We start from the raw sequence: 11,846 nt of genomic DNA, 5'->3' as shown, positions 1-11,846 counted from the left end.
ACGCAAAGCCGGCGCACACTTCGGCGGGGTGGGCAGGAGTACGCTGGAACCTTTCCTGCCGAGGGGTCATCCATGCATGTGCGTGCCGTTGCTGTAGCCATCGCCCTGTGCCTGTCCAGCAGCGTGCTGGCCGCCGATACCCCGCCGATGACCCCGGACATCAGTGGCAAGCCGTTCGTTGCACCGGATATCGGCCGCGACTACGACAAGCGCGTGGTGATGGTGCCGATGCGCGACGGCACCCGTCTGTACACCGTGATCGTGGTGCCCAAGGGCGCCCACAACGCGCCGATCCTGCTGACCCGCACGCCCTACGATGCTGCCGGCCGCGCCAACCGCAGCGATTCGCCGCGCATGCGTGACCTGCTGCCGCAGGGCGACGAGGTGTTCGTCGACGGCGGCTACATCCGCGTGTTCCAGGATATCCGTGGCAAGTACGGTTCCGAAGGCGATTACGTGATGACCCGGCCGCTGCGCGGGCCGCTGAACAACACCAAGGTCGACCACGCCACCGACGCCTGGGACACCATCGACTGGCTGGTCAAGCACGTGCCGGAAAGCAACGGCAAGGTCGGCATGCTGGGCTCATCCTACGAAGGCTTCACCGTGGTGATGGCGCTGACCAACCCGCACCCCGCGCTGAAGGTGGCCGCGCCACAGAGCCCGATGGTGGATGGCTGGATGGGCGATGACTGGCTGAACTACGGCGCCTTCCGCCAGGTCAACTTCAACTACTTCGCCATGCAGACCGAGAAGCGCGGCAAAGGCACGCCGCTGCCCAGCCTGGGCTACGACGACTACAGCACCTTCCTGCGCATCGGCTCGGCCGGCGACTACGCGCGTTTCACCGGCGTGGACCAGCTGACCTGGTGGAAGAAGCTGGTGCAGCACCCGGCCTACGATGCGTTCTGGCAGGGCCAGGCGCTGGATGCGGTGATGGCCAACACCCCCTTGAAGGTGCCCACGATGTGGCTGCAGGGCCTGTGGGACCAGGAAGACATGTGGGGCGCCAACCATGCCTACCAGGCCATGGAAGGGCGCGATACCGGCAACACCCACAACTACCTGGTGATGGGCCCGTGGCGGCACAGCCAGGTGAACTACAGCGGCAGCGAACTGGGCGCCCTGAAGTTCGATGGCGATACCGCCCTGCAGTTCCGCCGCGATGTGCTCAAGCCGTTCTTCGACCAATACCTGGTGGACGGCGCGCCGAAGGCGGACACACCGCCGGTGCTGATCTACAACACAGGTGAAAACCACTGGGACCGCCTGCAGGGCTGGCCGCGCAGTTGTGAGAAGGCGTGCGCGGCGGCCAGCAAGCCGCTTTACCTGCGCGCCGGTGGCAAGCTGGCCTTCCAGGCGCCGGCGGCGGGTGAGGGGGATTACGAGGAGTATGTGTCCGACCCGGCCAAGCCGGTGCCGTTCGTGCCGCGCCCGGTGCGTTTCGGCGACCGTGACATGTGGACCACCTGGCTGGTGAAGGACCAGCGTTTCGTGGATGGTCGGCCCGATGTGCTGACCTTCATCACCGAACCCTTGAGCGAACCGCTGCGCATCGGCGGTGCGCCGGTGGTGCATCTGCAGGCGTCCACCAGTGGCACCGACAGCGACTGGGTGGTGAAGCTGATCGATGTGTATCCGGATCAGGAAGCATCGACGCCGGAGATGGGCGGCTACGAGCTGCCGGTGTCGCTGGCGATCTTCCGCGGCCGCTACCGCGAAAGCTTCAGCGAAGCCAAGCCGCTGGCCGCCAACCAGGTGCTGCCGTACCGCTTCGATCTGCCCAATGCCAACCACACCTTCCAGAAGGGGCACCGGGTGATGGTGCAGGTGCAGTCCAGCCTGTTCCCGCTGTATGACCGCAACCCGCAGACCTACGTGCCGAACATCTACCTGGCCAAGCCGGGCGATTACCAGAAGGCCACGCAGCGGGTCTGGCACAGCGCCGCGCAGGCCAGTTACATCGATCTGCCGGTGTATTGAGGAGGGGGCGGGGTGACGCCGGGCATGGCCCGGCGGATGCGGTGTGGCGCGGGCCCTGGTCGGGCATGTTGGATTGCGATGAAGTCCAACACGTGTCGACCAAGGTCGACACCTACCAGAGCGGGTGGTAGCGCCGGGCCATGCCCGGCGGATGTGGAGCTTATGCGCCCAAGGCGGGGTAATCGGTGTAGCCGTGCTCGCCGCCGCCATACAGTGTGGCCGGGTCCAGTTCGGCCAGGGCCGCGCCGCTGCGCAGGCGTGCAACCAGATCGGGGTTGGCGATGAACGCACGACCGAAGGCGACCATGTCGGCGTAGCCGCTGGCGACGGCGTGCTCGGCACTGTCCACGTCATAGCCGTTGTTGGCAATCCACGGGCCGCGGAAGCGGGCGCGCAGCGCGGCGTAGTCGAACGCGATGTTGTCCCGGTCACCGCCGGTTGCGCCTTCGATCACGTGAATGAAGGCCAGCCCTTCGATACTGTCCAGACGTTCCACCGCGCGGTTGAACAGCGGCTGCGGGTCGCTGTCGTGGGCATCGTTGACCGGGGTGACCGGCGACAGGCGCACACCGGTGCGGGCCGCGCCGATGGCCTCGGCCACGGCGCTGGTTACTTCAAACAGCAGGCGCGTGCGGTTTTCAATGCTGCCACCGTAGGCATCGCTGCGGTGGTTGCTGCCATCGCGCAGGAACTGATCGATCAGGTAGCCGTTGGCTGCATGCACTTCCACGCCATCAAAGCCCGCCGCGATGGCGTTGCGCGCGGCATTGCGGTAGTCCTCGATCAGCGCCGGAATTTCATCGATCGCCAATGCGCGCGGCGCGGACACATCCTCGAAGCCGTTGGCGGTGAAGGTCTTGCCGTTGGCGCGGATCGCGCTGGGTGCCACCGGCACTTCACCGTCCGGCAGCAGGCTGGTGTGGGAAATGCGGCCCACATGCCACAACTGCAGCACGATGCGGCCGCCTTCTGCGTGCACGGCATCGGTAATGTGCTTCCATGCCGCCACCTGCTCGGCGCTGTAGATGCCTGGAGTGTCCAGGTAGCCCTGGCCAAGCGGACTGATCTGGGTGGCCTCGGCAATGATCAGGCCGGCGCTGGCGCGCTGCTGGTAGTAGGTGACCGCCAGCGGCGACGGTACGCGATCGGGCAGGGCGCGGTTGCGCGTAAGCGGAGCCATGGCGATGCGGTTGGCAACGGCGATATCACCCAGGCGGGTGGGCGTGAACAACACGCGGGATTCGGCACTCATCGGGGGTCCATGCACTGCAGGGGAGGTGTGCATGAGCATAGGGCGCTGCGCGTTGCAGCGATGGGAAGGATCGTTGCGTGGCGGCGGTGCGCCGCGTGCCGTTTCCGTAACACGTGGCGGCGTAGATTCGAGAGCAGGCGGGCAGGCCCGCATCGATTGCCAACACGTGGAGTACACAGATGATCGATTATCAGCTGGGCGGAAAGACCGCCATCGTTACCGGCGGTGTTTCCGGCATCGGCTTGGCCGTGGCCGAGCTGCTGGCTGCATCGGGCGCACGCATTTCGGTGTGGGACCTGAAACAAGACGCCGTGGATGCGACCGTGCAGGCCTTGAAGGCCAAGGGTGCCGAAGCAATTGGCATTGCGCTGGACGTGACCGACGAGGCGGCGGTGGAAGCGGCCGTGCAGCGCACGGTGAGCGAACTGGGCGGGCTGGATGTGGCCGTGAACAATGCCGGTATCGGCGGCCCTGCGGCCAGCAGCGGCGATTACCCGGCTGATGGCTGGAAGCGCGTGGTGGATGTGAACCTGACCAGCGTGTTCCTGTGCCAGCGCGCGCAGATCCAGGCGATGCGCGCGGCGGGCAAGGGCGGCAGCATCATCAACATGGCCTCGATCCTGGGCCAGGTGGGCTTTGCCGGTTCCACCGCGTACGTGGCGGCCAAGCACGGTGTGGTGGGCCTGACCCAGACGGCGGCCTGGGAACATGCTGCCGACGGCATCCGCATCAACGCGGTCGGTCCGGGCTTCATTGCCACGCCGCTGCTGGACAAGATGGATGCCAACGCGCGTGCCACGCTGGAAGCCAAGCATGCCCTGAAGCGGCTGGGCAAGCCGGACGAGGTCGCTGCGTTGGTGGCCTGGCTGGCCAGCAATGACGCCTCGTTCGCGACGGGGACCTACTACGCGATCGATGGCGGTTACCTGGCGCAGTAATGCGCCGAGGTGCGGTGCCGCCGGGCCACGCCCGGCGCTACCGGGTGAACCGGCCGTGCGGGCGCCTTCACTGTGGTGCCACGCGCGGCGCGCGACGCTCCGGGAAAATCCCGGAGCCTGCCGATGGAACTCACCCAGGACGTATCGATCCTGCTGCGCGTTGCCGCCGCCATGCTGTTTGGCGGCGTGCTGGGCGTCGAGCGCGAGATGGGCAGACACGCCGCGGGCCTGCGCACACACATGCTGATTGCGGGTGCGGCGGCGCTGATCGTCGGCCTGGGCGATTCGGTGGCCGAACATTTCCAGCAGGAGCGCTACCGCGATCTGCTGCAGGTCGATCCGGTGCGCCTGATCGAGGCCGTGGTGGCCTGCGTGGGGTTCGTTGCCGCCGGCACCATCCTGCGCGGTAACCGCGAAGACCAGGTCAGTGGGCTGACCACCGCCAGTTCTCTTGTGATGGCCGCCGCCATCGGCATTGCCGTGGGCATTGGCAAGTACGTGATCGCCATGGGGGTGAGCGTGCTGTGCCTGCTGGTGCTGGCGGTGATTCGGCGGGTGGAGAAGAAGCTGTGAGTGCCGGGGTGGGGTCAGAGCCCCTGCGGGGATCCGACCCTGTCGCCATGTAGGTCGGAGCCCCTGCCGGGGTCCGACCCCGCCGCGACCAGGGTCAGATCCCCGCAGGGGCTCTGACCCTTTCTCGTAATGGTCCTACCAATAAACCAGAACTAACGCTATGGTCTAATAGGCGTCCTGCGGGAATGGCGGTTCAATCCGCCACCAGTGGTGCATTTGTTGCGGATAATGGTACGACCAATATCTGCGCGCCACGGACCGCCCCACTGCGGTGGGTTTCCCGTCAACGCCGAGATTTTCCATGCAGCCCTGGCAACACCTGTACGACCCCGCCGGCAACCTGTGGTTGTCCAGCCTGATCGCGCTGCTGCCGATCGCCTTCTTCTTCGTCGCCCTGGCCGTGCTGCGCATGAAGGGCTGGCTGGCCGGCACGATCACCGTGGCCATCGCGCTCGGCGTGGCCCTGCTGTTCTACCGCATGCCGCTGGCGCAGGCGCTGGGCGCGGCCGGCTATGGCTTTGTCTACGGCCTGTGGCCGATCGCCTGGATCATCATCGGCGCGGTGTTCCTGTACAAGGTCTCGGTCAAGACCGGGCAGTTCGACATCATCCGCGCCTCCATCCTGTCGGTTACCGAAGACCAGCGCCTGCAGATGTTGATGGTCGGCTTTGCCTTCGGTGCGTTCCTGGAAGGCGCCGCCGGGTTCGGCGCGCCCGTGGCGATCACCGCCGCGCTGCTGGTCGGCCTGGGCTTCAAGCCGTTGTATGCGGCCGGCCTGTGCCTGATCGTCAACACCGCACCGGTTGCGTTCGGTGCCATGGGCATTCCGATCATCGTCGCGGGGCAGGTGACCGGCCTGGACGCGTTTGAGATCGGCCAGATGGCCGGGCGCCAGCTGCCGTTCCTGACCATCATCGTGCTGTTCTGGATCATGGCGATCATGGATGGCTGGCGTGGCATCAAGGAAACCTGGCCGGCGGTGCTGGTGGCCGGTGGTTCCTTCGCCATCGCCCAGTACCTGACCTCCAACTTCATTGGCCCGGAACTGCCGGACATCACCGCTTCGCTGGCCTCGCTGGTCTGCCTGACCCTGTTCCTGCGCCGCTGGAAGCCGGTGCGCATCTTCCGTTTCGATACCGAAACCAGTGCGCAGGCCGCTGCACAGGCGCTGGAGGCACCGCGCCACAGCGTCGGCCAGATTGCCAAGGCGTGGTCGCCGTTCCTGATCCTTACGGCGATGGTCACGCTGTGGAGCATCAAGCCGTTCAAGGCGTTGTTCGCCACTGGCGGTGCGCTGCAGGGGTGGGTGCTGAAGATTCCGGTGCCGGGGCTGGACCAGATGGTGCAGAAGATGCCGCCGATCGTGCCCGCGCCGCTCAGCTACGAAGCGGTCTACAAGTTCGACTGGTTCTCGGCCACCGGCACCGCCATCATCCTGGCCGCGGTGATTGCCATCGTCGCCCTGCGCATGCCGGCCAAGGCCGCGCTGCAGACCTTCGGCGAAACCGTGCGCGAGCTGCGCGTACCGATCTATTCCATCGGCATGGTGCTGGCCTTTGCCTTCATCGCCAATTACTCCGGGCTGTCGGCCACCCTGGCGCTGGCGCTTGCCCACACCGGCGATGCCTTCCCGTTCTTCTCGCCGTTCCTGGGCTGGCTGGGCGTGTTCCTGACCGGTTCGGACACGTCTTCCAATGCGCTGTTCTCTGCCTTGCAGGCCACCACCGCCCAGCAGATTGGCGTGTCCGATGTGCTGCTGGTGGCGGCCAACACCACTGGCGGTGTGACCGGCAAGATGATTTCCCCGCAGTCCATCGCCATTGCCTGTGCGGCGGTGGGCCTGGCCGGCAAGGAATCGGACCTGTTCCGCTTCACCGTCAAGCACAGCCTGATCTTCACCACGATGGTCGGCCTGATCACCCTGGCCCAGGCCTACTGGCTGACCTGGATGATTCCCTGAGCCATGGCCGCTCTGCTTCTCCAGCCTCGTGCGGTTCGGGTGACAATGGCGCCATGAGCATGCAACGGGTTTCGGACAAGGTGGCCGCGCAGCTGCGCGCGCTGGTGCAGGAACAGCAGCTGCAGCCGGGCGACCGGCTGCCGGCCGAGCGCGCACTGGCGGTGCAGCTGGGGGTATCGCGCACGGCGCTGCGCGAGGCCATTGCGCAGCTGGCCAGCCAGGGCCTGCTGACCGCACGGGTGGGCGGCGGTACCTACGTGGCAGCACCGGCCGCACGCGCCCGGCAGGCGCTGGATGAACCGCTGGCGCCGTACCTGCCGCTGTTCCAGGGCGACCCGGAATACCGCTTTGATGTGCTGGAGATCCGCCATGCGCTGGAAGGCGCCACCGCCTGGCATGCCGCATTGCGCGCGACCGATGAGGACCGCACGCGCATCGCCGCCGCGTTCCAGACCATGATGGACGCGCACGGCAAGGATGACCCCGCCGGTGAAGCGCAGGCCGATGCCGCGTTCCATCTGTCCATTGCCGAGGCGTCGCACAACCTGGTGCTGCTGCAGGTGATGCGTGGCCTGTTCGAACTGCTGCAGACCAATATCTCGCAGAGCCGCGAGAAGCTGTACACCTCGGCCCGGACCTTCTCGCCGCTGTCCGACCAGCATCGGGAAATGATGGATGCGGTGCTGGCCGGCGACCCCGAGCGTGCGCGCGCGGCCGCGCATGCCCACCTTGAATTCGTGCACACCACGCTGCGCACGCTCGATGACAACGAAGCCCGGCGTGCACGGGCCTCGCGCCTGCCGTCCCCGCACGGCTGACTACTTCCGGTTGACCCCATGATCATTTCCGCCTCCACCGATTACCGTGCCGCAGCGCAACGCCGGCTGCCGCCGTTCCTGTTCCATTACATCGATGGCGGCGCGTATGCCGAGCACACGCTGAAGCGCAACGTTTCCGATCTGTCCGACATCGCGCTGCGCCAGCGCATCCTGCGCAACATGTCCGACCTTAGCCTTGAAACCGAGCTGTTCGGCGAGAAACTGGCGATGCCGGTGGCGCTGGCGCCGGTGGGCCTGACCGGCATGTATGCACGCCGTGGCGAAGTGCAGGCGGCACGCGCGGCCGACAGTCGCGGTATTCCGTTCACCCTGTCCACGGTGTCGGTGTGCCCGATCGAGGAAGTGGCACCGGCCATCCAGCGCCCGATGTGGTTCCAGCTGTACGTGCTGCGCGACCGTGGCTTCATGCGCAACGCGCTGGAGCGGGCACAGGCCGCCGGCGTGACCACCCTGGTGTTCACCGTGGACATGCCGGTGCCCGGTGCGCGCTATCGTGACGCGCACTCGGGCATGAGCGGCCCCAATGCGCCGCTGCGCCGCATCGGCCAGGCCATCACCCATCCGCGTTGGGCGTGGGATGTGGGCCTGTTCGGCCGCCCGCACGACCTGGGCAATATTTCCGCTTACCGCGGCCATCCGACCGGACTGGCTGACTACATCGGCTGGTTGGGCAGCAACTTCGATCCGTCCATTTCCTGGAAGGACCTGGAATGGATCCGCGAGTTCTGGAAGGGGCCGATGGTGATCAAGGGCATCCTGGACCCGGACGATGCGCGGGATGCGGTGAAGTTCGGTGCCGATGGCATCGTGGTGTCCAACCACGGTGGCCGCCAGCTCGATGGTGTGCTTTCCACCGCGCGGGCGCTGCCGGCCATTGCCGATGGGGTGCAGGGCGATCTGAAGATCCTGGCCGATTCGGGCATCCGCAATGGCCTGGACGTGGTGCGGATGCTGGCGCTGGGCGCCGACACAGTGTTGCTGGGGCGCGCCTTCGTCTACGCATTGGCGGCCCAGGGCGAGGCCGGCGTGGCCAACCTGCTGGACCTGATTGCCAAGGAAATGCGGGTGGCGATGACGTTGACCGGCGCGCGGCGCATTGCCGATATTGGCCGCGATTCGCTGGTCAGCCTGCCGTGAGCGGCGATGACGCCGTGCTGCAGCAGCTGCGCCAGGCGGTCGGCCGCCGCCATGTATTGACCGGCGACAAGGCCACCCGCCGTTTCCGCCGCGGCTACCGCTTCGGTGAAGGCCCGGTGCTGGCGGTGGTACGGCCTGGCACGCTGCTGGAACTGTGGCGCGTGCTGCAGGCCGCCGTGCAGGGTGGGGCGGCGATCATCCTGCAGGCTGCCAATACCGGCCTGACCGGCGGTTCGACTCCGGATGGCAACGATTATGGGCGCCCGATCGTGTTGATCAGCACGCTGCGGCTGACCGGCATCCAGCTGTTGAACGGCGGCCACCAGGTGCTGTGCCTGCCGGGTGCAACCCTGGACCGGCTGGAACAGACGCTGGCACCGCTGGGGCGCGAACCGCATTCGGTGATCGGTTCGTCCTGCATTGGTGCCTCGGTGCTGGGCGGGGTCTGCAACAACTCCGGCGGCGCCCTGGTGCGCCGTGGCCCGGCCTACACCGAGCTGGCGCTGTATGCACAGGTCGATGCGCAGGGCCGGCTGCAACTGGTCAACCACCTGGGCATCGCCCTGGGCGATAGCCCCGAGCAGATCCTGCAGCGCCTGCAGGACGGGCAGTACAGTGCGGCCGACGTGGGCGATGGCGATGGGCGCGCCGCGTCCGACCAGCGTTACAGCGACGACGTGCGCCAGGTCGATGCCGATACGCCGGCACGCTTCAATGCCGACCCCGGCCGCCATTTCGAGGCAGCGGGCTCTGCCGGCAAGCTGGCGGTGTTCGCCGTGCGCCTGGACACGTTCGAAAAAGAAGCGGCCGAAGTGTTCTACATCGGCAGCAACCACACCGCCACGCTCACCGCCATCCGCCGCCAGCTGCTGACCGGCTTCGAGCGGCTGCCGATCGCAGGGGAGTACATCCACCGCGATGCGTATGACATCGGCGAACGTTATGGCAAGGACACCTTCCTGCTGATCGACCGCCTGGGCACCGCCCGCGTGCCGGCCGCATTCGCATTGAAGAGCCGCATTGATGGTTGGTTCGAGCGCGTCGGGCTGCGCGGCGTCACCGACCGGGTGATGCAGGCGTTGACCGCGCTGCTGCCTTCGCACCTGCCGCCGCGCATGGGCGAGTTCCGCCAGCGTTTTGAGCATCATCTGCTGCTGAAGGTCTCCGCGCAGGATGCGGCCGAGACCGAGCGATGGCTGCGCGAATGCTTCGCCAACCATGAGGGTGGCTTCTTCCGCTGCACGGCCGAAGAAGGGCGCAAGGCTTTCCTGCACCGGTTCGCCGTGGCCGGTGCCGCGGTGCGCTACCGTGAAGTGCATCGCGCGCAGGTGCAGGACATCGTGGCACTGGATATCGCGCTGCGCCGGGATGATGCCGAGTGGTTCGAAACCCTGCCGGCAGATATCGACGGGCGGCTGCTGCACAAGCTCTACTACGGCCACTTCCTGTGCCACGTGTTCCACCAGGACTACATCGCGCGCAAGGGCGAAGACCCGATGGCGATTGAACATGCGATGTGGGCACTGCTGGACCAGCGCGGTGCGGAGTATCCGGCCGAGCACAACGTGGGCCATCTGTATCCTGCCAAGCCGGCGCTGGCGGCGTTTTACCGGTCGCTGGATCCGAGCAACACCTTCAACCCCGGCATCGGCCATACCTCGAAAGCGAAGGGGTGGGGCGGGTGTGATTGCCCAGCTTCGGTAGAGTCGAGCAAGCTCGACTCTACTATCATGCGGATTCGGCATGGATGCGCGGATGCGCAGGAGCGATGATGCACACCCCGATGTCCCGAACGGCGCTGGCCGCTCTGCTGCTGGCCAGCCCGGTACTGGCGCTGGCGCAGGGATCGATTCTTCCGCAGCAGCGCGATGCCGCTGGCAATGTGATGGAGCCATTGGGCCAGGTGCTGCGCGTGGATGAGCGCGGCGGACCGTCCGGCTTGTACGACTGTACCGGTGATGGTGCCTGGTGCGTGCGCGTGCTGCCCGCATCCGGTGACGGCGAGCGGCCGAGCGTGTTGGAAGTGCTGGAGACGGTGGCCGGCGAGGGCCAGCCGCAGGCGTACCACGTGAGCATCGACGTTCCGCCCGACGGCGAACTGTCCGTATGGCCGTGGATCGTGCGGCTGGCGCCGGACGTGGGCGCCGACCAGACGGTAGCCGATCCACAGCAGCGCGCGCGGCAGAATGTGCTGGTGGGCGGCATCAGCAAGGTCAGCACGATGTATTCCGGCGGCGGTGCCGAGGCGTCGCGCCTGCAGTTGGCGCGCGTGCGGCACCTGGACGACGGCATCCAGATCGACGATGCGGTGCTGGGCCTGGCGTGGACGGGCGAGGCGGAGATCCGGGCCTGCTTCGGCGAGCAGGACGTGAAGCGGCGCGCCGGTGCGTGCCATGACACCTATGGATTCTCGGCACGGCTTTCGCTGGATGCCGCTGCCACGGGCATGCCGGTGCTGCGTTACCAGACCGTGGCCACGCGTTTTCCGGCCGGTGTTTCGCGAAACAAAGATTCATTGGCCAGGGCGCCACTGACCAGGAAGGACCTGCGGACCGAGCAGGACCCGGCGTGCACCTATGCGCGCATGTTCCACTTCAGAGGGGGTGCATACCAGCCGGACCAGGCATTGCCCGATTGTTCGGGTTACACGGATCGGTAGAGTCGAGCTTGCTCGACTGAACGAAGGCAGTCGAGCAAGCTCGACTCTACGAAATGGCAGAGCCGGAGCAGTCGAGCAAGCTCGACTCTACCCAAAGCCGGGGCGCGGGCCGTGGGGCACGCCCGGGGTTATTCGCAGCGGGCGGCGGTGATGATGTTGTCCTTGTCCACGTACACGCGCAGGCGGTCGGGGCGGATGTCCTTGGTGGTGATCGTGTTCGGCCCGATCGGGTTGACCAGGCCGGCGCCGCTCTCGCGTGACAGGCGCCGCATGTTGGCTTCGTCGGCCGGCTGTCCGACGGCCCAGCCCAGTGCGCTGGCGTTGCATTGGCCGCTGCCGCTTACCTGCGGGCCGGGCGTGCTGACACAGGCCGACAGCAGCAGGGCCGAGGCGGGCAGCAGCAGGGACAGGCGGATGGCGGTCATGCGGGCGCTCCTGCGCAGGGGATTGGCTGCACCATAGCACCGCCGCCGTGCGGCCGGGAGCGGTGCGATCATTGCCGCTG

General features: G+C 66.8%; 10 protein-coding genes. 8 read left to right on the top strand and 2 right to left on the bottom strand.

The genetic code is table 11. The features are described 5' to 3' along the window. Positions 1 to 72: 72 nt before the first annotated feature. The gene (locus C1933_RS11290; RefSeq protein WP_108753340.1) at positions 73 to 1,983 is read left to right on the top strand and encodes a CocE/NonD family hydrolase; all 1,911 of its coding nucleotides are present in this window, start codon (positions 73 to 75) and stop codon (positions 1,981 to 1,983) included. A gap of 160 nt (positions 1,984 to 2,143) precedes the next feature. On the opposite strand, the gene C1933_RS11285 is transcribed toward C1933_RS11290, so the two are convergent. Further along, on the bottom strand, positions 2,144 to 3,268 hold the full coding sequence (locus tag C1933_RS11285; RefSeq protein WP_325051496.1) for an alkene reductase: 1,125 nt from the start codon (positions 3,266 to 3,268) through the stop codon (positions 2,144 to 2,146). Between the two features lie 146 nt (positions 3,269 to 3,414). Here C1933_RS11285 and C1933_RS11280 point away from each other — a divergent pair, with 146 nt between their 5' ends. The 7 genes from C1933_RS11280 to C1933_RS11250 all read left to right on the top strand — a co-directional run bounded on the left by C1933_RS11280 (position 3,415) and on the right by C1933_RS11250 (position 11,341). Then, a complete protein-coding gene (locus C1933_RS11280; protein WP_108753338.1) occupies positions 3,415 to 4,173 on the top strand; it encodes an SDR family NAD(P)-dependent oxidoreductase in 759 nt (252 codons plus the stop codon). 123 nt (positions 4,174 to 4,296) lie between these two features. Continuing rightward, positions 4,297 to 4,746, top strand: coding sequence for an MgtC/SapB family protein (locus tag C1933_RS11275; protein WP_108753337.1), 450 nt, complete (start codon positions 4,297 to 4,299; stop codon positions 4,744 to 4,746). A gap of 301 nt (positions 4,747 to 5,047) precedes the next feature. After that, positions 5,048 to 6,706 carry an L-lactate permease gene (lldP, locus tag C1933_RS11270; protein ID WP_108753336.1) on the top strand — a complete coding sequence of 553 codons (1,659 nt, stop codon included), beginning with the start codon at positions 5,048 to 5,050 and terminating at the stop codon, positions 6,704 to 6,706. A gap of 53 nt (positions 6,707 to 6,759) precedes the next feature. Further along, positions 6,760 to 7,524, top strand: coding sequence for a transcriptional regulator LldR (gene lldR / locus C1933_RS11265; protein WP_108753335.1), 765 nt, complete (start codon positions 6,760 to 6,762; stop codon positions 7,522 to 7,524). A gap of 18 nt (positions 7,525 to 7,542) precedes the next feature. Then, positions 7,543 to 8,682 (top strand): FMN-dependent L-lactate dehydrogenase LldD, encoded by a 1,140-nt coding sequence (lldD, locus tag C1933_RS11260; RefSeq protein WP_108753334.1) that lies wholly within the window; start codon positions 7,543 to 7,545, stop codon positions 8,680 to 8,682. Further along, positions 8,679 to 10,454, top strand: coding sequence for a D-lactate dehydrogenase (gene dld / locus C1933_RS11255; protein ID WP_234414514.1), 1,776 nt, complete (start codon positions 8,679 to 8,681; stop codon positions 10,452 to 10,454). The genes lldD and dld overlap by 4 nt, the downstream gene beginning before the upstream one ends. Continuing rightward, positions 10,454 to 11,341 (top strand): hypothetical protein, encoded by an 888-nt coding sequence (locus C1933_RS11250; RefSeq protein ID WP_108754820.1) that lies wholly within the window; start codon positions 10,454 to 10,456, stop codon positions 11,339 to 11,341. The genes dld and C1933_RS11250 overlap by 1 nt, the downstream gene beginning before the upstream one ends. Before the next feature lie 128 nt (positions 11,342 to 11,469). On the opposite strand, the gene C1933_RS11245 is transcribed toward C1933_RS11250, so the two are convergent. Next, positions 11,470 to 11,766, bottom strand: coding sequence for an I78 family peptidase inhibitor (locus C1933_RS11245; protein ID WP_108753333.1), 297 nt, complete (start codon positions 11,764 to 11,766; stop codon positions 11,470 to 11,472). Between the last annotated feature and the right edge of the window lie 80 nt (positions 11,767 to 11,846).

This window comes from Stenotrophomonas sp. ZAC14D2_NAIMI4_6, assembly GCF_003086875.1.
Lineage (GTDB): Bacteria > Pseudomonadota > Gammaproteobacteria > Xanthomonadales > Xanthomonadaceae > Stenotrophomonas.
Note: the sequence above shows the minus strand (reverse complement) of the source record. Positions and strands in the feature narration are given on the sequence as shown.

What these genes read in the sequence shown, in the direction of transcription:
- C1933_RS11250 (WP_108754820.1), top strand. Translation starts at nt 10,454, where the DNA reads ATGCACACCCCGATGTCCCGAACGGCGCTGGCCGCTCTGCTGCTGGCC.
- C1933_RS11290 (WP_108753340.1), top strand. Translation starts at nt 73, where the DNA reads ATGCATGTGCGTGCCGTTGCTGTAGCCATCGCCCTGTGCCTGTCCAGC.
- C1933_RS11275 (WP_108753337.1), top strand. Translation starts at nt 4,297, where the DNA reads ATGGAACTCACCCAGGACGTATCGATCCTGCTGCGCGTTGCCGCCGCC.
- C1933_RS11245 (WP_108753333.1), bottom strand. Translation starts at nt 11,766, where the DNA reads ATGACCGCCATCCGCCTGTCCCTGCTGCTGCCCGCCTCGGCCCTGCTG.
- lldR (WP_108753335.1), top strand. Translation starts at nt 6,760, where the DNA reads ATGAGCATGCAACGGGTTTCGGACAAGGTGGCCGCGCAGCTGCGCGCG.
- lldD (WP_108753334.1), top strand. Translation starts at nt 7,543, where the DNA reads ATGATCATTTCCGCCTCCACCGATTACCGTGCCGCAGCGCAACGCCGG.
- C1933_RS11280 (WP_108753338.1), top strand. Translation starts at nt 3,415, where the DNA reads ATGATCGATTATCAGCTGGGCGGAAAGACCGCCATCGTTACCGGCGGT.
- lldP (WP_108753336.1), top strand. Translation starts at nt 5,048, where the DNA reads ATGCAGCCCTGGCAACACCTGTACGACCCCGCCGGCAACCTGTGGTTG.
- C1933_RS11285 (WP_325051496.1), bottom strand. Translation starts at nt 3,268, where the DNA reads ATGCACACCTCCCCTGCAGTGCATGGACCCCCGATGAGTGCCGAATCC.